The sequence below is a fragment of the Dactylosporangium sp. NPDC051484 genome (assembly GCF_040689395.1).
In the GTDB taxonomy this organism is placed as follows: Bacteria; Actinomycetota; Actinomycetes; order Mycobacteriales; family Micromonosporaceae; genus Dactylosporangium.
In genome coordinates this window covers 19,052-37,392 of the sequence record NZ_JBFAZX010000009.1, presented here as the reverse complement: position 1 = coordinate 37,392, position 18,341 = coordinate 19,052, and the positions used below count along the sequence as shown (strand labels likewise).

Sequence of the window (18,341 nt, the reverse complement as noted above, 5' to 3'; positions counted from 1 at the left end):
TCACTCTACCAAGCGCTTGTTTGGTTGGCCAGCGCGGGCGGTGCCGAGCGGAACCGCCGTCGTCGCCGAGGTGGACAGCCGCGGGCGGCCCGCCTCGGCCTCGGCCAGCGGCGCGACCTCGCGCAGCGTCTCCCGGCTGCGCACGGCCAGCTCCTGGTACACCCGGGTGCCGTTGGCCTTCCACGCGAGCTCCTGCGCGGTCAGCTCGCGCACCACGCGGGCCGGCGACCCGGCGGCGAGGGTGCGCGGCGGCACCACGAACCCGGCCTTCACGAACGCGTGCGCGCCGACGAACGCCTCCTCGCCGATCTCCGCGCCGTCCATCACGACGGCGTTCATGCCGACGAGCACGCCCGCGCCGGTGCGGCAGCCGTGCAGGATCGCGCCGTGCCCGACATGGCCGGCGCGGCCGAGCACCGCGGTCGTGTCCGGGAAGGTGTGGAAGACGCAGGAGTCCTGCAGGTTGGACCCCTCCAGCATGACGATGCGGCCGAAGTCGGCGCGCAGGCTCGCCAGCGGCCCGACATAGCAGCCCGCGCCGACGTGCACGTCGCCGATGAGCACGGCGGTGGGGTGCACGTAGGCGGTGGGATGCACGACCGGGATGACGCCCTCGATGGAGTACGCGGGCATCAGGCGAGCCGTTGCAGCGCGACAGCGGCCTCCGCGACGATCCGCTCGATCAGCTCGGCACAGCTGGGCAGGTCCTCGATGAGCCCGGTCACCTGGCCGCTGGCCATCACCCCGGCGTCCGCGCGGCCCTCGACCATCGCCGTGCGGATGAGCATCGGCGTGTTGGCCGCGAGCAGCACCTGGTCGTAGCGCAGCCCGTGGCCGCGCATCGCGCGCCCCTCGCGCAGCAGCGACAGCCACGACCGGCCGGACAGCTTGCGAAACGCCCGGGCGTTGCCGATCGCGTTCGCCAGCCGCCGCCCGGACGCCCGCCCGGCGAGGGCGTCGACGAACGGCGTGCGCAGCACCCGCTGGGGCACGCCGTCGAGCGCGTCGGTGACGACCGTGCCGGTGACGGAGGCGGCGAGGTAGCGCCGTTTGACGTCCTCGGCGATCGGGCTGTCGGTGGTGAGCAGGAACCGGGTGCCCATGGCGACCCCGGCAGCCCCGTAGGCGAGCGCGGCGACCAGGCCACGGCCGTCGTAGAAGCCGCCGGCCGCGATGACCGGGATGTCCACGGCGTCGACGACCTGCGGCAGCAGCAGCGACGTGGGCACCGGGCCGGTGTGCCCGCCGCCCTCGCCGCCCTGCACGACCACGGCGTCCACGCCCCAGGCCGCGACCTTCTCGGCGTGCCGGCGGGCGCCGACGGAGGGCACCACGACCACGCCGGCGGACTTCAGCTTGTCGATCAGCTCGGGCTTGGGTGCGAGCGCGAACGAGGCGACCCGCACCCCCTCACGGATGAGCAGATCGGCCCGGCGGGCGGCGTCGGGCGCGTCGGCGCGCAGGTTGACCCCGAACGGCCGGTCGGTGCGGGCCTTGACGTCGGCGATCCCGGTAACCAGCTCGTCGTACGACAGCGTGGCGCTGGCGAGGATGCCCAGCCCGCCCGCGTCGGCCGTGGCGGCGGTGAGCCGGGCGTCGGAGACCCAGCCCATGCCGGTCTGCACGATCGGGTACCGAATCCCGAACAGGTCGCAGATCGGCGTGCGCAAGGCCCCGGACGTCACCCGGCCACCTCTTTGGCACGCACGCCGCTGGGGTCGATCACCTCGCGGATCAGGGTCAGCTCCTCCGCCGTGGGCTCACGGGTCTCGGGCACCTCGGCGGGTACGACCAGATCGAAACCCGTGGCGTCCAGCACCTCGGCGACCGTCACGCCCGGGTGGACCGACACCAGCCGCATGCGGTGGTCCTCGGTGGCGAAGTCGAACACGCCCAGGTTGCTCACCACCCGGCGCACCTCGTGGAAGCGGCCGGCCTCGGGCACCGCCGCCGCCCGGTCGTAGCCGACGCCGCTGACCATGTCGACGGCCGCCACGAACGTGCGCCGGCCGTGGCGCGGCACCCAGTAGCTCGTCGGGTGGTGGACGGTGTTGCCGGGCGCGCCGCGCACGCCGAGCAGCTGCCGGGTCGGGTGGGCGAAGTCGCCGATCGCCGAGATGTTCGTGTTGCCGTAACGGTCGATCTGGCTCGGGCCCATCATGACGTGCCGGCGCCCGCCGTAGATCAGGTCGAACACGGCGCGGAAGGGCATCCAGCCCTCGACCACCGGCGGTGGCGCGCCGATCGCCCACGTGCCCTGGACCAGCGTCGCCTCGCCGTCGGACAGCAGCAGGTCGGGCTCGAACGTGGCGCGGGCCAGCCGGGCGGCGATGACCGGCACGATGCCGATCGGGCTGGCCAGGATCTCGCCGTCGCCGCGCCATGCCTCGGCGCAGGCCACGACACACACCTCGGCACGGGTCGCATTCGTCACGCCGACACCTCCGCTTCGCTCCGTATCGCTCACGCCGCCACCTCCCGCTGCTGCACAGCGGCGCGGTACGCGTCCTCGTCGCCGTTGAGGTAGCGGTCGTAGAAGGCCGACCACAGCTGCGGGTCGGCGGCCGCCGTCGCGTACTCGCGCTGGAACCCCTCGTCGCGACCGTAGTCCGGTTCGCACGAGGTGAAGTGGGCGCCACCGGGGGCCTCCACCACGCCGTGCACCATCCACCGCTGCAGCAGCAGGCTCTGCACCGGCGCCTGCCGGGTCAGCTCGGCGGTGGGCACGATCCGCTCGACCGAGACGTACGCCTGCTCGGCGGCGGTGCAGTACAGGTCGTCGAAGTACGGGTCGGGGCCCAGGTACTGCGCGTTGCCGTACACGTCGGCGCGGTTGAGGTGCACCAGCGCCGCGTCGAGGTGCAGCGCCGGCACCGCCAGCAGCTCCTCGTCGCCGTAGGGCGAGGTGACGGTCCGCAGCGCCGGGTTGATCCGCAGCACGTCGGAGCCGAGCCCGGCGCGGCTGGGCAGGAACGGCAGCCGGCAGGTGGCCGCGTACAGCCCCAAGCGCAGCATGCCCTCGTCATACTCGGTGACCTCGACCGCACCCGCCTCCCGGGCCGCGCGGAAGTGCGGCTCGAGCGGGATCGTGTCGAGCGACACAAACCCGTACACCAGGTGCCGGACCTTCTTCGCGGCCAGCAGCAGGCCGACTTCGGGTCCGCCGTAGCTGACGATGGTCAGGTCGGTGAGATCGGAACGCAGGATCGCCCGGACCAGGGCCATAGGCTTGCGCCGCGACCCCCAACCGCCGATCCCGATGGTCATGCCGGACCGCAGCCGGGACACGACCTCGTCTGGAGACATCTGTTTGTTCGCCATTGCCGTATTCGGCCGCCTTACTCTCGCAGGCTGACATGCCCCACGACCGTACCAAGCGCTTGCTTGATTACGCTACACTCGGTTTCTCACCGGATCGGTACACTCCGTGCTTGAGTCGGCGGGATACATCTCCTTCATTGCAAAGGACACGGAATGGCGCGGGAATCTGGGGACCGACGCGAGCGGATTCTCGCCAGCGCGGCGGCGCTGTTCGCCAACAAGGGCGTAGCGGCCACCACGGTGCGCGAGATCGCTGACGAGGTCGGCATCCTCTCGGGCAGCCTGTACCACCACTTCGAGTCGAAGGAGGCGATGGTCGACGAGATCGTCACCTCGTATCTGGACGACCTGCGCACGCGGTACAAGCGGGTGATGGCCGCGGACACCGACCCACGGACCCGGCTGCACGACCTCATCGTGGCTTCGCTCGAGGTGGTCGAGGCACATCCGCATGCCACCGAGATCTACCAGAACGACGTCAACTACCTGACGCAGATCGAGCGTTTCGGATACCTGCGCAACGCCGGCAAGGAGGTCCAGGCCACCTGGCTGCAGGTCCTCGAGGCCGGGATCGCCCAGGGCGTGATCCGCGACGACCTCGACCCCAAGATCCTCTACCGGCTGATGCGTGACGCCGTGTGGCTGTCGGTGCGCTGGTTCAAGCCGACGGCGGCCTACCCGATCACCCGCCTGGCGGAGGAGTGCACGTCGCTGTTCCTGGACGGCCTGTCCCGCCGCTGACGCTCGCGGCAGGGATGCCGCGGCCGGTCGGTGCGGCGGCGGGCAGGCGGTCGAGCGGGCCGGCACGCATGGCTGCGGACCGTACCAGCCCGACCGCTCGCTCCGCGCGGCGCGGCTTCGCCTCAGCCGGTGCGGTGCAGGCCGACCGGGCTCAAGGGGCCGACCTGCCCGGCGGCGAAGGCGGCGGCCACCGCGCCGACGGTCCAGGACGGATCGTGGGCGCCGTTGCCCTGGACGGTGGGGTGCGCCATCATCGACAGCTCGTCGCCGTCGAGGCGGACCACCTGGCCGTGCAGGGCCGTTGCGGCGTCGGAGAGCAGGTAGACGACCGCCGGGGCGTTGCGGGCCGGCGACTTGTCGACGTTCTGCCCCTGGGCGGCGTCGCCCAGGTACGCCTCGTAGGCGTCCGCCATCCGGGTGTGCGCGTTCGGGGAGACCGCGTTGACGCGCACGCCGGTGCCCGCCAGGTCGGCGGCCCAGCAGTAGGTCAGCGAGGCCACCGCCCCCTTGCTCGCCCCGTAGGCGCCCATCGCGGCCGAGCCGGCGTGCGCTCCGGACGTCACGTTCACGATCGATCCGGTGCCGCGGGGCAGCATCGCGCGGATGGCGTGCAGGCCGCAGTACGCGGTGCCCAGGACGTTGACCTCCAGCGTCGCCCGGAAGTCGGCCGGGTCCTGCTCGATCGGGTCCGCGAGGCCGAAGATGCCGGCGTTGTTCACGAGGCCGTCGACGGCGCCGAACGCGTCCACGCAGGCCCCGATGATCGCGCCGGCGCCCTCCCAGGTGGCCACCGAGCCCACGGCGGCCTCGGCCCGGCCGCCGGCAGCGCGGATCTCGGCGACGACCGCGCCGGCGAGGTCGGCGTCCACGTCGTTGACCACGACCGCCGCCCCCTCGGCCGCGGCGAGCCGGGCGTAGGCGGCGCCGAGCCCGCGGCCGGCGCCGGTGACGACGACCGCCTTGCCGTCCAGAACACCGGTGAAATTCGTCACGAGAGCCGCTCCACGATCATGGCCATGCCCTGACCGCCGGCGGTGCACATGGTCTCGAGGCCGATCTGCGCGTCGCGGTGGACGAGGCCGTTGAGCAGCGTGGTGGCGATGCGCGCGCCGGTCATGCCGAACGGGTGACCGACGGCGATCGCGCCGCCGTGCACGTTGACCCGCTCGGGGTCGGCGCCGAGCTGGCGGACCGACGGGATCACCTGCGCCGCGAACGCCTCGTTGATCTCGATGAGGTCGACGTCGCCGATGGACATGCCGGCGTGCGCCAGGGCCCGCCGGCTCGCCTCCACGGGGCCGAGGCCCATGATCTCGGGGCTCAGCGCGGACACGCCGGTGGCAACGATCCGCGCCAGCGGCGTCAGGCCCAGCTCCTGGGCGCGAGCGGCGCTCATCACCACGACGGCCGCGGCGCCGTCGTTGAGCGGGCAGCAGTTGGCGGCGGTGACGGTGCCGTCTGGCCGGAAGGCCGGCTGCAGGGCGGCGATCTTCTCCAGCGTCACGCCGGCGCGGGGGCCGTCGTCGCGGCTCACCACCGTGCCGTCGGGCAGGGTGACCGGCGTGATGTCGCGCTCCCAGAAGCCGTCGGCCTGGGCCTTCTCCGCGTTGTTCTGGCTGCGCACCGCGAACTCGTCCTGCTCGCCGCGGGTGATGCCGCACAGCGAGGCGACGTTCTCCGCGGTGTCGCCCATGGCGATGTACACATCGGGCAGCTCCCCGCTCTCGCGCGGGTCGCGCCACGGAAGCGTCGAGCCGCGCTCGGGCCAGCGCGGGTTGCGGGTGCCGGGCATGGCGTCGGCCTTGCCGGCCGGGTAGTGCGAGACGACCTCGGCGCCGGCGGCGATGAACGCGTGCCCCTCCCCCGCCCGGATGGCGTGGAAGGCCATCCGGATCGCTTGCAGCGAGGAGGCGCAGTAGCGGTTGACGGTGGTGCCGGGCACCATGTCGAGGCCGATGTGCATCGCGACCTGGCGGCCGAGGTTGTACCCCTGCTCGCCGGCCGGCTGCGCGCAGCCCATGAGGATGTCGTCGAGGGTGGTGGGGTCGAGGGCGGGCACCCGGGCGAGAGCCTTGCCGACGATCTGCGCGGCGAGGTCGTCGGCGCGCACGCCGGCGAGGGAACCCTTGTAGGCCCGGCCGATCGGCGAGCGCACGGCGGAGACGATGACGGCGTCCAAGCGGGACACCCCTTTCACTGCGAGACGGTCCAGCCGCCGTCGACCGGCAGCAGTACCCCGTTGATGTAAGCGGCGGACGGAGACAGCAGAAACAACACGGCCGCGGCGACGTCCTCGGGACGTCCGGCGCGGCACATCGGGTTGCGCTCGATCAGGGAGCGGCCGAGCGGGGTGTCGGCGAAGCCGACCATGCGCGGGGTGTCGATGAAGCCGGGGGCGACAGCGTTGGCGCGCACCCGCGGCGCCGCCCGGGTGGCCAGATGACGGGTGTACCCCGCGATCGCCGCCTTGCCGGCCGAGTACCACGGCGAGTCGGTGCCGACGAGGTTGCCGGCGACGGAGGCGACGTTGACCACGGCCGCGCCGTCGGGCGGCCCGGTGGCCAGCCACGCCGAGGTGACCAGCTCGACGCTGCCGGCGGTGAACGCCAGGCCGTCGGTGAACGGCAGCGGCGGGCCGCCGCTGGCCGGGCCGGCGTTGTTGACCAGGTAGCGCACCGGCCCGGCGGCGGCGAGCGCGGCCGCGACGGCGTCCGGGTCGCGCACGTCCACGACGGCCCCGCCGGGGGTCGGCGCGAGGTCCCAGACGACCACGCGCAGCCCGGCCCCGGCGGCGAGCGCGGCGGTCGCCGCCCCGATGCCGCTGGCGCCGCCGGTGACGAGGACGGTGTCGCCGGGTGAGAATCCGAGGCTCATCGCGTGTCTGCCCGCAGCGTGGTCTTGAGCACCTTGCCGCTGGCGTTGCGCGGCAGGGAGGGCACCAGCACGAAGGACCGCGGCTGCTTGTAGTTGGCCAGCCGCGTGCGGCAGTACGACGCCAGCTCTTCCGGATCGAGCGCCGGCCCGGGGCGGGCTACCACGAAGGCGCGGGCGACCTCGCCGAGCCGCTCGTCGGGCACGCCGATCACGGCGACCTCGGCCACGGCCGGGTGCCGGGCGATGACCTGCTCGATCTCGGCTGGGTAGGCGTTGAACCCGCCGACGATGAACATGTCCTTGAGCCGGTCGGTGATGCGCAGGTAGCCGCGCTCGTCGAGCACGCCGACGTCGCCGGTGTGCAGCCACCCGTCGGCGTCGATCGCCTCGGCGGTGCCGAGCGGGTCGTCGAAGTACCCCCGCATCACGTTGTAGCCGCGGACCAGGACCTCGCCGGTCTTGTCGTCCACCCGGACCTCGACGCCGGGCAACGCGGTGCCACAGGTCGTGGCGACCGTGACCGGGTCGTCGTCGGGGCGGCACATGGTGGAGGTACCGCACGACTCGGTGAGCCCGTAGGCGGTGAGCACGGTCCGCAGCGCGAGCTCGGAACGCAGCCGCTCGATCATCACCACCGGCACGGTCGTGGCGCCGGTGATCGCGACGCGCAGGCTCGACAGGTCGTAGGCGGCGCGGTCGGGGTGATCGAGCATCGAGGTGTACAGCGTCGGCGGGCCGGGCAGCACGGTGATGCGCTCGCGCCGCACGAGTTCAAGGCTGGTGGGGACGTCGAACACGGCCTGCGGCACGATCGTGGCGCCGCGCAGCAGGCAGGCGATGACGCCGGCCTTGTAGCCGAAGGTGTTGAAGCACGGGTTGACCAGCAGGTACCGGTCCCCCTCGCGCAGGTCGGCGAGCTCGCTCCAGGCGACGTAGAGCTCGGTGCTCTGCCGGTGGGTGAGCATCGCGCCCTTGGGGTTGCCCGTGGTACCGCTGGTGAAGAACAGGTCCGAGACGTCCTCGGGGTCCACCACGGCCTCGACCGGCTGGCCGACGGCGGTGAAGGCGTCCCAGTCGGCGAGCGGCACGGTCTCGGCCAGCTCGGGCAGCGGGGTCTCGGCGGCGGCCTCGGTCAGCGACTCGATGTAGCGGTTACCGAGGAAGCCGTCGTCGACGAGCAGCAGCCGGGCGCCGCTGCGGGCGAGGATGTAGGCGGCCTCGGGGCCCTTGAACCGCGTGTTCAAGGGCACGAGCACGCCCCCGGCTGAGACGATGCCGAGGGCGGCGACGATCCACCGCCAGCCGTTGGGCGCCCACAGCGCGACACGGTCGCCCTTGGTCACGCCCCGTGCGGCGACGGCCTCGGCGAAGCGCGCCACCTGCGCGCCGAGCTCGGCATAGGTCAGCCGCACCTGGCCATCAACGATCGCCTCGCGGGTGCGGTAGTGCGCTGCGCCGGCCCGGACCAGATCGGGGATGGTACGGGCGTCCAACGGTTGCATGGGTGGCACCTTACCAATCAAGCGCTCGCTTGGTAAGGTCTGGCCATGAGCGATACGGAGCGGAGCGGCGCCTGGTCTGGCTCGATCAGCGCGAAGCCCCATCGAGCCAGATCGGGCGGTGGGGCCCCTCATCGGAGGAATCCCACCTCGTGCCGCAGCAGGAACGAAGCGGAGGAAGCGGCATGACGGAGGCATACCTGGTCGAGGCGGTCCGCACTCCGGTCGGCCGGCGCGGCGGCGGGCTGGCCGGCATCCACCCGGCTGACCTCGGCGCGCACGTGCTCGAGGCGCTGGTGCGCCGCGCCGGCATCGACCCGGCCGCGGTCGACGACGTGATCTTCGGCTGCGTCGACGCGCTCGGGCCGCAGGCCGGCAACATCGCGCGCACCAGCTGGCTCGCCGCCGGCCTGCCCGAGCACGTCCCCGGGGTCACCGTGGACCGGCAGTGCGGCTCGTCACAGCAGGCGGTGCACTTCGCCGCGCAGGCGGTCATGTCGGGCACGGCGGACCTGGTCGTGGCCGGCGGGGTGCAGAACATGAGCGCGATCCCCATCTCCGCGGCGATGCTGGCCGGGCAGCCGTACGGCTTCGACGACCCGTTCCGCGGCTCGGCCGGCTGGCTGGCCCGCTACGGCGAGCAGGAGATCAGCCAGTTCCGCGCGGCCGAGCTCATCGCGCGCAAGTGGTCGCTGTCGCGCGAGGAGATGGAGCGCTACGCCCTGCAGAGCCACCACCGCGCGGCCGCGGCGATCGACGCCGGGCGTTTCGAGCGGGAGATCGAGCCGATCGCGGGGGTCACCCGCGACGAGGGTCCGCGCCGCGACACCACCCTGGAGAAGATGGCCGGCCTGCCGACGCTCACCCCGGACGGGGTCGTCACCGCGGCACTGGCCAGCCAGATCTCCGACGGCGCCGCGGCACTGCTGGTGGCCTCGCCCCGCGCGGTGCGCGAGCACGGCCTGCGCCCCCGAGCCCGCGTCCACCACCTGTCGGTGCTCGCCGACGACCCGGTCTTCATGCTCACCGGGCCGATCCCGGCCACCGCGCGCGCCTTGGCGCGGGCCGGGCTGACGATCGGTGACATCGACCTCGTCGAGATCAACGAGGCGTTCGTACCGGTGGTGCTGTCCTGGCTGGCCGAGACCGGCGCGGACCCGGCACGGGTCAACGTCAACGGCGGCGCCGTCGCCCTGGGCCACCCGCTCGGCGCGACCGGGGCCCGGCTCATGACGACGCTGCTGCACGAGCTGGAGGCGAGCGGCGGGCGCTTCGGGCTGCAGACCATGTGCGAGGGCGGAGGTACGGCCAATGTCACCATCATCGAACGGATCTGAGCCCGCGGCCCTGGTGACCGGCGGGACCCGGGGCATCGGGCGAACCATCGCGGCGCGCCTGGCCGGCGCCGGGTACGGCGTGCTGGTCTGCGGCCGCCGCGACCCCGGCGACCTGCCCGGCGGGGTGGTGTTCCACCGCGCCGACGTGCGTGAGCCGGAGGAGGCCGCCGGGCTCGTCCGGGCGGCGGTGGCGCGGTTCGGGCGGCTCGACCTCGTCGTCAACAACGCCGGCGGCTCCCCGCCCGCGCCGGCCGCGACGGCGTCGCCCAACCTCGTCACCGCGGTCGTGCGGCTCAACCTGCTCGCGCCGTTCTTCGTCGCCCAGGCCGCCAACGCCGTCATGCAGGAGCAGCCCGGCGGCGGGCTGATCGTCAACATCGGCAGCGTCTCCGCGCTGCGCCCGGCGCCCGGCACCGCGGCCTACGCGGCGGCGAAGGGCGGCCTGGAGGTGCTCACCCGGGCCCTGGCCCTGGAGTGGGCGCCGAAGGTGCGGGTCAACACGGTGACGGCCGGCGCCGTGCGCACCGACGACCACGCGACGCACTTCGGCGACGAGGCCGCCCTGGCCGCGGTCGCCGCCACGGTGCCGCTGGGGCGCCTGGCCACGCCGGAGGACATCGCCAACGCCGTGCTGCTGCTGGCCTCGCCGCTGGCCGCGTACCTGTCCGGCGCGTCGCTGGTGGTCGACGGCGGCGGGCAGCTGCCACGGTACTCCGACACGGCCCGCCCTCAGGCCGAGTAGCCGCCGTCAACGCCGTCGCGGTCGGCGAAGTCCTGCAGCATGGCGGATGCATAACCAAGCAAGCGTTTGGTAGACTACCGGCCGTGGAGCTGAAACTCGGAGTCATGCCGAGCAACGCCGGCGCCGACCCCGCCACGATCGCACGGTTCGTGCGGCTGCTGGAGGAGCTCGGCTGCGAGTCGGTCTGGGCCGTCGAGCACGTGGTCGTACCGGACGAGTACAGCAGTTCGTACCCGTACGACCCGAGCGGCCGGATGAGCCTCGGCCCGCACGACGACATCCCGGATCCGCTGCACTGGCTGACCTTCGCCGCCGCGCACACCACGACGCTGCGCCTCGGCACCGCGATGCTCATCCTGCCCGAGCACAACCCGGTGGACCTGGCCAAGCGCCTGGCCACGGTCGACGTGCTCAGCGGCGGCCGGCTGCTGGCCGGCATCGGCGTCGGCTGGCTGCGCGAGGAGTACGACGCACTCGGGGTGCCCTTCGCCGAGCGCGGCGCCCGCGCCGACGAGTACCTCGAGGCGATGCGCGAACTGTGGACGGGCGCGCCGGCGCGGTACGAGGGCCGGTTCGTGTCATTCGGTCCGGTGCACAGCCGCCCCCGCCCGGTCCGCGGCACCGTCCCGATCGTCGTCGGGGGGCACAGCCGGGCGGCGGTACGCCGCGCCGCCCGCTACGGCACCGGCTGGTACCCGCTCGGCGTGCACGGCGACGCCTTCGCCGAGCTGCGCGCCGCGCTGCGCGACGAGTGCCGCGCCGCCGGCCGCGACCCTGACGACGTCGAGATCACGATGCGCGCGCCGAGCAAGCGCGGCGAGTTGGAGACCCTGCGCGCGCTCGGCGTCGCGCGGGTGGTCATCCGGGCCGACCCGAACGATCCGGCCGGGGTGCGGGACAAGGTACGTCGCTATCAGCAGGAGGTCCTCGGGGTATGAGAACGGTCGTCATCACCGGTGCCGGGCAGGGGCTCGGCCGCGCGCACGCCCTGGCCTTCGCCGCGGCCGGGCATCACGTGGTCCTCAACGACCTCGACGGCGGGCGGCTCGACGCGGTCGCCGCCGAGTGCGCCACCGCCGGCGGGAAGGCGCTCGCCGCGCCCGGCGACATCGCCGACTGGAACTTCGCCGCCGCCCTCGTCGAGCTGGCGGTCGCCGAGACCGGCCGGCTGGACGCGCTCGTCAACAACGCCGGCCTGGCCCGCGACCGGATGCTCACCAACGTCACCGAGGCGGAGTGGGACGACGTGGTGCGGGTAAACCTCAAGGGGCACTTCGCGCCGCTGCGGCACGCGGCCGCGCACTGGAAGGCCCTCGCCAAGGCCGGCACCCCCGCCGCCGCCCGGGTCGTCAACACCACCTCCGGCGCCGGGCTGCTCGGCAGCGTCGGGCAGGTCAACTACAGCGCCGCCAAGGCCGCCGTCGCCGCGCTGACCCAGGTCGCCGCCGCCGAGCTGGCCCGCTACGGCGTCACCGTCAACGCGATCGCGCCCAGCGCCCGCACCTCGATGACCGAGGAGGTGTTCGCCGACGCGATGCGCGCGCCCGAGCAGGGCTTCGACACGATGGCGCCGGAGAACGTCTCGCCCCTCGTCGTGTGGCTCGCCTCCGCGGAGGCCGGCTTCGTCACCGGCCGCGTGTTCGAAGTCAGCGGCGGCAGCGTGAGCGTCGCCGACGGCTGGCAGCACGGCCCCGCCGCCGACGCCGGGCGCCGCTGGGACCCGGCCGAGCTGGGCCCCGTGGTTCGTGACCTGCTCGCCCGCGCACCGCAGCCGGCGGCCGTGTATGGCGCCTGAGGCTCTCGCTCCCGGCTTCCGCGACGAGGTGCGATCGTGGCTCGCCGAGCATCTCACCGGCGAGTTCACGCCCCTCATCGGCACCGGCGGACCCGGCCGCGAACACGAGCACCTCGAGCTGCGCGCCCGCTGGGAGCGCGAGCTCGGCGCCGGCGGCTGGATCGGCCTGGGCTGGCCGCGACCGTACGGCCGTGGCGCGAGCATCGCCGAGCAGGTCGTGTTCTTCGAGGAGTACGCCCGCGCCGGTGGCCCCGGCCGGCTCAGCCACATCGGTGAGTACCTGCTCGCGCCCACGCTCATCGCGCACGGTACCGAGGAGCAGAAGGCCCGCTTCCTGCCGCCGATCGCGCGCGCCGAGGAGCTGTGGTGCCAGGGCTACTCCGAACCGGAAGCCGGATCCGACCTGGCCGGTGTGCAGACCCGGGCAGTCCTCGACGGCGGCGAGTGGCGGGTCACCGGGCAGAAGGTGTGGACGTCGCTGGCGCACGTCGCCGAATGGTGCTTCGTGCTCGCCCGCACCGGCGAGGGGGTGCGCAAGGCGGGGCTGTCGTATCTGCTCGTGCCCATGGACCAGCCCGGCGTGCAGGTCCGGCCGATCGTGCAGCTGACCGGCACCTCGGAGTTCAACGAGGTCTTCTTCGACGCCGCGACCACCGCCGCCGATAACATCGTCGGCGCGCCCGGCGACGGCTGGCGCGTGGCCACCAGCACCCTCGCCTTCGAGCGCGGCGTCGCGACGCTGGGCCAGCAGCTCGGCTTCGCCCGCGAGCTGGAGTCCATCGTGGACCGGGCGCGGGCCAACGGCAGCTTCGCCGACCCGCTCGTCGCGGACCGGATCGTCGCCACCTGGGCCGGCCTGCAGGGGCTGCGTCACCACGCGCTGCGCACGCTGTCGGCCACCGACCCGGACCCGGCCGCGGCGTCGGTCGCGAAGCTGTTGTGGTCGAACTGGCACCAGGCCCTCGGCGAGCTGGCGATGACGGTCGACGGCCCGGCCGCGACGCTGCTGCGCGACGCGCCCTACGAGCTGACCGACGCGCAGCGGCTGTTCCTGTTCACCCGCGCCGACACCATCTACGGCGGCTCCAACGAGATTCAGCGCAACATCATCGCCGAGGCGCTGCTCGGCCGCGCCCGACGCTAGGAGTGTCCACAATGGAGTTCGGTCCCGAGCAGGTCGCCCTGCGTGACTCGGTCCGCGAGTTCCTGGCCTCCCCCAGGTACAGCTGGGCCCGGCTGAGCGGCGAGCTCGGCCTCACCGCCCTGGCCGTGCCCGAGGAGCACGGCGGCTTCGGCGCGAGCGCGGTCGAGGCCGGCATCGTCCTGGAGGAGGCCGGCGCCGCACTGCTGTCCGCCCCGCTGCTGTCGACCACCGCCGTCGCCCTGTCGCTGGACCCGGCCCTGCCGGCCGCCGCCGAACTGCTGCCGGCGCTGGCCGCCGGCACCACGGTCGGCGCGCTGGCCCTCGGCGGCACCGTCGACGCGGTGCCGACCGGCGACGGCCACGTCCTGGACGGCCGCGTCGAGCACGTGCTGGACGGCGATCTCGCCGACGTGTTCGTCGTGGAGGCCGGCGGCGACCTCTATCTGACCGATGCCCCGCAGGTGCGGCCGACGCCGACCCTGGACCTGACCCGCGGCCAAGCCACCCTGGTCCTGACCGGCACCCGGGCCCGCCTCGTCGCCCGCGGCGGCGCACCGCATGCCCTCGACGTGCTGCACGCCGCCCTGGCCGCCGAGTCCGTCGGCGTCGCCCGGGCGTCGCTGCAGGTCACGATCGAGCATCTGCGCACCCGCCACCAGTTCGGCGTGCCCCTGGCGACGTTCCAGGCGCTGCGCCACCGCGTCGCCGACCTGCACGTGCTGCTGGAGCAGGCCACGTCTTCCGCCCGCCACGCGCTGCGGGTCGCCGGCACGCCGGAGTTCGCGCTCGCCGCGCCGCTGGCGAAGCTGGCCGCCACCGAGGCCGCCTACACGGTCACGCGGGAGGCGATCCAGCTGCTCGGCGGCATCGGCTTCACGTGGGAGCACCAGGCGCACCAGTACCTCAAGCGGGCCACCGCCAACCACCTGCTCGCGGGTGACCCGGCCGCCCTGCGCCGGCTTCTGCTGGCCCGGGCCTTCGCCTGAGCGGCCGTGCACGGCCCTGAGCGGACGTGCACGGCCCCTGCATGGTGGGTACGAGTCAGGCGCGGACGACCAGGGTCCTGGCGGCCATGTCGCCGAGGCGCCGCCGGCGCCGCGAGCACAGCACCACGATGTAGCCGACCAGATAGGCGAAGAGGCCGTCGATGATGCGCAGCAACGTGCGGATGATGGCCTTGCCGATGCCGGGCGGGGTGCCGGTGGACTCGTCGACGACGCGGATGCCGGTGACCAGCTTGCCGACCGTGCGGCCGAAGAGTCCCTCCAGCAGCACGTAGTACAGCAGCACGAAGATGAACACCGCGATGCTGCCGCCGCTCGACAGCCGGGTGAAGCCGAAGCCCGACGAGGTGGTCTCGACGCCTGCCAGCCGCGCGACGATGCCACCGAGGCAGCCGAGCAACACGGCGTCGACGATGGTGGCCACCACGCGTCGGCCGGTCACGTGGACGTCGGCCGATCTCGATGGATAGGTCATTTCGCTACCTCCTGCCGGGCGGTGACGAAATGACCATACCCATCGGGCGGGTCCGGCACTCAGTGGGCGGCGGTCTTCAGGACCCCCATCTTCGCCTGGTACGCCGCGTCGAGAGCCTTGCCGCCGTCCTCGCTGCTGGCCACGGTCTCGCCGCGGACCAGCACGTAGCCGCGGTCCACGGCGCCGCGCACCGCGCCCAGGGCGGGCTCGGCCATGAGCACCGCGACGCCCTCGCCGGCCAGCTGAGTCACCGTGCGTAGCAGCTCCTGCACGATGAGCGGGGCCAGGCCGGTCATCATCTCGTCGAGCAGCAGCACCCGCGGCGAGCCCATCAGCGCGCGGGAGACCACGAGCATCTGCTGCTCACCGCCGGAGAGCACGCCGACCAGGCTGCGCAGGCGGGTGCGCAGGATCGGGAAGCGATCGATGGCGGTGTCCACGGCGGAGCGGGGCAGTCGCAGCAGCTCGGCCATCACCTGCAGGTTGTCGGCGACGTTGAGCTTCGGGAACAGCTGGCGGCCCTGCGGTACCACGGCGATGCCGGCCCGGGCCCGCGCGGCCGGCTTGAGCCGGCTGACGTCCTCGCCGTCGAGGAAGACCCGGCCGGTGGCGGCGACGGAGCCGTAGGCGGCGAGCAGGGCACTGCTCTTGCCGGCGCCGTTGGGGCCGACGAGGGCGGTGACGACGCCGCCCGGCGCGGTGAGGTCGAGGCCGGTGACGGCGCTGGCGTGGCCGTAGCGGACGGTCAGGCCCTCGAGGCGCAGCTCATGAGACGACATGCGGCACGTCCTCCTCCGAAGCGTCGGTGATGCCGAAGTACACCTGCTGCATCTGCGGGCTGGCGAGGCATTCGCGCGGGTCGCCGTCGAACACCGCCCGGCCACGGTCCAGCAGCATGATGCGGTCGACCAGGCCGGCGACGAGGTCGACATTGTGGTCCACGAGGATGACCGCGTGGCCGCGGCGCTGGACGGTGCGGATCACCTCGACGATGCCGTGCACGCCACCCGCGTCGGAGCCGGCGAACGGCTCGTCGAGCAGCAGGACGAGGGGGTCCTGACCCAGCGCCCGGCCGACCTCGACGAGGCGCTGCTCGCCCAGGGAGAGGTCGCCGGCCTCGCGGTCGAGGCGGTCGAGGCCGAGCTCGTCGGCCAGCGCCCGCACCGCCTCGGCGTCGGCGCCGCTGTGCGGGTGGAAGGCGCCGGCGAACGCGCCGGCGATCATCCGCCACACGGTGCCGTGCCGGCGGGCGGCGCGGCCGAGCAGCAGGTTTTCGGCGACGGTGAGTTCCAGGGCCAGCTGCGGGTACTGGAACGTGCGGGCGAGGCCGGCCTTGGCGCGGCGGGCGGCCGGGCCGGACAGGGGCTGCCCGCGCAGGGTGAGCGTGCCCTCGGTGGCCGGCTGGGCACCGGAGATGAGGTCGACCAGGGTGGTCTTGCCGGCGCCGTTGGGCCCGACGAGCCCGAGGATCTCGCCCGCCGACAGCGAGAACGAGACGTCCTGCAGGGCGGTGACCCCGCCGTACCGTTTGGTCAGGCCCTCGCCGACCAGCAGCGTCTCAGCCACGTCGTCCTCCCACGAGCCGGGCCAGCCGGGCGGCGTAGCCGATCACACCCTGCGGCGCGAGCAGCAGGATGACGAGCACCCCGAGGGCGAGGATCAGCGTGCCGCTGGTCTGGATCACCGGGAAGTTCAGGGTCAGCTCGACCGCGATGACCGCGCCGAGCACGGCGCCCCACGGGGTGGCGGAGCCACCGATGAGCGGCATGAAGATGGCCAGGAACACCAGGTTGAGCGTGAACGTGTCGGGGGTGACGCTGCCGGCCGAGTAGGTGAACAGGCCGCCGCCGACGGCCGCGATCGCGGCGCCGATGGCCAGCGCCACGAGGTTCATGACCGGCACCCGCACGCCGGCCGCCTCGACGGCCCGGGGCGCGTCGCGCATCGTTCGCACGATGACGCCCCACGGCGACATCCGCAGCCGGTCGAGCAGGAACGCGATGACGCACACGACGACGACCGAGCCGACGACGATCTGGTAGTGCGTCGGCTCCCAGCCGAGGATGTTGAGCTTGCGCAGCGAGCCGAGCCCGCCGGAGCCGCCGGAGAGGCCCTCGGCGTCGACGAGCAACGCGGTGAAGGCCATGCCGAACAGCAGCGTGACGGCGGCCAGGAAGAAGCCGGATAGCCGCCGGGTGGCCAGCCCGAGCAGCACGGCGAGGGCGGCCGCGATGATCGGACCGGCGACCCAGGCCAGGATCAGCGGCAGGCCGGAGCGGGCCGAGATCAGGCCGACGGCGTAGCCGCCGATGCCCGCATAGGCGCCGTAGGCCATCGACAGCGAGCCGGCCATCAGGTACGGCACGTACATGCCGAGCGCGATGAGCGCATAGGTCGCGGTGGTGGTGATCAGGGTCTGCTTGTAGCCGTCGGCGCCAACCCACAGCAAGATCAGCGCCGCGCCCACCACACCGCAGACCAGGCCAATGGAGCCGGGAACGCGTTTCATGTTTGGTCCTTCGGACAAGTCACGCTCGGATCCTTCGCACGAACAAGCCGCTGGGTTTGAAGGCGAAGAACAGCAGGGCGACCAGCAGCAGCCCGTAGACGTGGGACTGGCCGCCGAAGTAGTACGGAACGAAGACCTCCACCAGGCCCAGCAGCAGGCCGCCGACGAGCGGGGCCCACACCGACCCGGTGCCACCGACCACCATCGCCAGGAAGCCCGACAGCGCCCAGCTGAGCCCCGACAGCGAGCTGACGCCCGCCTTCGGCGCGAACAGCAGCCCGGTGATGCCGGCCAGCAGCCCGGAGATGAGGAACGCGATGAGCCGGACCCGGTTGACCGGCAGGCCGAGCAGGCCGGCGGCGTGCGTGCTGTCGCCGACGGCCCGCAACAGCCGGCCGGTCCGGGTGTAGCGGATCCACAGCGCGGCGGCGGCGAACGCCACGATGGTGAAGCTGAGCAGCAGCACGGCACTCGGCGGCACGACGATGTCGCCGACCGCCACCGGGTCGAACGTGAGCAGGTTCTGACCCGGCAGCGTGGTGTAGCCGAAGAGGTAGCCGCCGAACTGCTGGATGGCGAACAGGACGGCGGCCACCGCGACCAGTGCGGGCAGCTCGCCCCGGCCGGAGCGGCGCTGCACCTGCCGCACCACGGCCAGTTCGGTGATCACGGCCAGGGCGGCGGCGCCGAGCACCGCCACCCCAGCGGCGACCCACACGTTCACGTCCTCGTGGATCACGAGGTAGGACGTGCAGAGGCCGCCGACCATGGCGTACGGGCCGATGGCGAAGTTGAAGAACCCCGCCCCGACGAGCACCAGGTAGTAGGCCAGCGCGAGCAGGCCGAAGAAGCACCCCATCTCCAGCGCGGACAACCACAGCTGCAACTGGCCCACGACGT

General features: G+C 73.2%; 20 protein-coding genes. 7 read left to right on the top strand and 13 right to left on the bottom strand.

The window, feature by feature from the left end; all coding sequences use genetic code 11:
- The 4 genes from AB0367_RS17710 to AB0367_RS17695 are packed head-to-tail and all read right to left on the bottom strand — an operon-like array spanning position 1 to position 3,321.
- Positions 1–633, bottom strand: a complete 633-nt coding sequence (locus AB0367_RS17710; RefSeq protein WP_366227390.1) for a gamma carbonic anhydrase family protein — start codon at positions 631–633, stop codon at positions 1–3.
- On the bottom strand, positions 633–1,685 hold the full coding sequence (locus AB0367_RS17705) for a nitronate monooxygenase (RefSeq protein WP_366227389.1): 1,053 nt from the start codon (positions 1,683–1,685) through the stop codon (positions 633–635). Before AB0367_RS17705 ends, AB0367_RS17710 begins: the two co-directional genes overlap by 1 nt.
- Complete coding sequence (locus AB0367_RS17700; protein ID WP_366227388.1) at positions 1,682–2,434, bottom strand: CoA-transferase; 753 nt, start codon at positions 2,432–2,434, stop codon at positions 1,682–1,684. Before AB0367_RS17700 ends, AB0367_RS17705 begins: the two co-directional genes overlap by 4 nt.
- A 29-nt stretch (positions 2,435–2,463) precedes the next feature.
- On the bottom strand, positions 2,464–3,321 hold the full coding sequence (locus tag AB0367_RS17695) for a CoA-transferase (RefSeq protein WP_366227387.1): 858 nt from the start codon (positions 3,319–3,321) through the stop codon (positions 2,464–2,466).
- A 153-nt stretch (positions 3,322–3,474) separates the two neighbouring features.
- Here AB0367_RS17695 and AB0367_RS17690 point away from each other — a divergent pair, with 153 nt between their 5' ends.
- The gene (locus tag AB0367_RS17690; protein ID WP_366227386.1) at positions 3,475–4,062 is read left to right on the top strand and encodes a TetR/AcrR family transcriptional regulator; all 588 of its coding nucleotides are present in this window, start codon (positions 3,475–3,477) and stop codon (positions 4,060–4,062) included.
- A gap of 122 nt (positions 4,063–4,184) precedes the next feature.
- On the opposite strand, the gene AB0367_RS17685 is transcribed toward AB0367_RS17690, so the two are convergent.
- From AB0367_RS17685 to AB0367_RS17670, 4 genes are read right to left on the bottom strand one after another with little or no spacing between them, the layout of a single operon-like run.
- The gene (locus AB0367_RS17685; RefSeq protein ID WP_366227385.1) at positions 4,185–5,054 is read right to left on the bottom strand and encodes an SDR family oxidoreductase; all 870 of its coding nucleotides are present in this window, start codon (positions 5,052–5,054) and stop codon (positions 4,185–4,187) included.
- On the bottom strand, positions 5,051–6,241 hold the full coding sequence (locus tag AB0367_RS17680; protein ID WP_366227384.1) for an acetyl-CoA C-acetyltransferase: 1,191 nt from the start codon (positions 6,239–6,241) through the stop codon (positions 5,051–5,053). The genes AB0367_RS17685 and AB0367_RS17680 overlap by 4 nt, the downstream gene beginning before the upstream one ends.
- Before the next feature lie 14 nt (positions 6,242–6,255).
- Complete coding sequence (locus tag AB0367_RS17675; RefSeq protein WP_366227383.1) at positions 6,256–6,936, bottom strand: SDR family oxidoreductase; 681 nt, start codon at positions 6,934–6,936, stop codon at positions 6,256–6,258.
- On the bottom strand, positions 6,933–8,438 hold the full coding sequence (locus AB0367_RS17670; protein ID WP_366227382.1) for a FadD3 family acyl-CoA ligase: 1,506 nt from the start codon (positions 8,436–8,438) through the stop codon (positions 6,933–6,935). Before AB0367_RS17670 ends, AB0367_RS17675 begins: the two co-directional genes overlap by 4 nt.
- Positions 8,439–8,620: 182 nt before the next feature.
- On the opposite strand from AB0367_RS17670, the gene AB0367_RS17665 reads away from it, so the two are divergent.
- From AB0367_RS17665 to AB0367_RS17640, 6 genes are all read left to right on the top strand, one after another.
- Positions 8,621–9,772, top strand: a complete 1,152-nt coding sequence (locus AB0367_RS17665; protein WP_366227381.1) for an acetyl-CoA C-acetyltransferase — start codon at positions 8,621–8,623, stop codon at positions 9,770–9,772.
- A complete protein-coding gene (locus AB0367_RS17660) occupies positions 9,747–10,514 on the top strand; it encodes an SDR family oxidoreductase (RefSeq protein WP_366227380.1) in 768 nt (255 codons plus the stop codon). Before AB0367_RS17665 ends, AB0367_RS17660 begins: the two co-directional genes overlap by 26 nt.
- 83 nt (positions 10,515–10,597) lie before the next feature.
- The gene (locus AB0367_RS17655; protein WP_366227379.1) at positions 10,598–11,452 is read left to right on the top strand and encodes an LLM class F420-dependent oxidoreductase; all 855 of its coding nucleotides are present in this window, start codon (positions 10,598–10,600) and stop codon (positions 11,450–11,452) included.
- Positions 11,449–12,309: an SDR family oxidoreductase gene (locus AB0367_RS17650; RefSeq protein WP_366227378.1), complete on the top strand. Its 861-nt coding sequence runs from the start codon at positions 11,449–11,451 to the stop codon at positions 12,307–12,309. The genes AB0367_RS17655 and AB0367_RS17650 overlap by 4 nt, the downstream gene beginning before the upstream one ends.
- The gene (locus AB0367_RS17645) at positions 12,299–13,453 is read left to right on the top strand and encodes an acyl-CoA dehydrogenase family protein (RefSeq protein ID WP_366227377.1); all 1,155 of its coding nucleotides are present in this window, start codon (positions 12,299–12,301) and stop codon (positions 13,451–13,453) included. The genes AB0367_RS17650 and AB0367_RS17645 overlap by 11 nt, the downstream gene beginning before the upstream one ends.
- A gap of 11 nt (positions 13,454–13,464) precedes the next feature.
- A complete protein-coding gene (locus AB0367_RS17640) occupies positions 13,465–14,439 on the top strand; it encodes an acyl-CoA dehydrogenase family protein (RefSeq protein WP_366227376.1) in 975 nt (324 codons plus the stop codon).
- Positions 14,440–14,494: 55 nt separating this feature from the next.
- Here the strand turns inward: AB0367_RS17640 and AB0367_RS17635 are convergent, their stop codons facing one another.
- From AB0367_RS17635 to AB0367_RS17615, 5 genes are read right to left on the bottom strand one after another with little or no spacing between them, the layout of a single operon-like run.
- The gene (locus AB0367_RS17635) at positions 14,495–14,932 is read right to left on the bottom strand and encodes an RDD family protein (protein ID WP_366227375.1); all 438 of its coding nucleotides are present in this window, start codon (positions 14,930–14,932) and stop codon (positions 14,495–14,497) included.
- A 59-nt stretch (positions 14,933–14,991) separates the two neighbouring features.
- Positions 14,992–15,711, bottom strand: a complete 720-nt coding sequence (locus AB0367_RS17630; protein WP_366227374.1) for an ATP-binding cassette domain-containing protein — start codon at positions 15,709–15,711, stop codon at positions 14,992–14,994.
- Positions 15,698–16,498, bottom strand: coding sequence for an ATP-binding cassette domain-containing protein (locus AB0367_RS17625; RefSeq protein ID WP_366227373.1), 801 nt, complete (start codon positions 16,496–16,498; stop codon positions 15,698–15,700). The genes AB0367_RS17630 and AB0367_RS17625 overlap by 14 nt, the downstream gene beginning before the upstream one ends.
- Positions 16,491–17,441, bottom strand: a complete 951-nt coding sequence (locus AB0367_RS17620; protein ID WP_366227372.1) for a branched-chain amino acid ABC transporter permease — start codon at positions 17,439–17,441, stop codon at positions 16,491–16,493. The genes AB0367_RS17625 and AB0367_RS17620 overlap by 8 nt, the downstream gene beginning before the upstream one ends.
- 19 nt (positions 17,442–17,460) lie before the next feature.
- On the bottom strand, positions 17,461–18,336 hold the full coding sequence (locus AB0367_RS17615) for a branched-chain amino acid ABC transporter permease (protein WP_366227371.1): 876 nt from the start codon (positions 18,334–18,336) through the stop codon (positions 17,461–17,463).
- Between the last annotated feature and the right edge of the window lie 5 nt (positions 18,337–18,341).